Origin of the sequence: Lacibacter luteus (genome assembly GCF_004118265.1) — a bacterium.
In the GTDB taxonomy this organism is placed as follows: Bacteria; Bacteroidota; Bacteroidia; order Chitinophagales; family Chitinophagaceae; genus Lacibacter; species Lacibacter luteus.
Map to the genome: position 1 here is coordinate 1 of NZ_SDHW01000021.1, position 408 is coordinate 408.

Below are 408 nucleotides of genomic sequence, written 5' to 3' on the forward strand. Positions count from 1 at the left end.
TTGCAAGTGTAACAAACAATGCGTCTGCAAGCTTCCCTGTTGGTTCAACAACCGTAACATGGACAGTAACAGATGTAAACGGAAGAACAGCAACCGCAACACAGGTTGTAACAGTAACCGATAATCAGGACCCAACCATTACTGCACCAACTGCAGTAAATGTTAATGCAGATAATGGAAGTTGTGCAGCAACAAACGTATCACTTGGCACTCCGGCCACTGGCGATAATTGCGGTGTAGCAAGTGTAACAAACAATGCGTCTGCAAGTTTCCCTGTAGGATCAACAACCGTAACATGGACAGTAACAGATGTAAACGGAAGAACAGCAACCGCAACACAGGTTGTAACAGTAACCGATAATCAAAATCCTGTTATTTCTAATACGCCTTCTAATATTTCGGTGTATA

1 protein-coding gene is annotated in these 408 nt (G+C 42.9%); it reads left to right on the forward strand.

All coding sequences use genetic code 11. The features are described from left to right. The coding region (locus ESA94_RS21315; protein WP_129132986.1) for an HYR domain-containing protein at positions 1 to 408 on the forward strand (408 nt) is incomplete at both ends.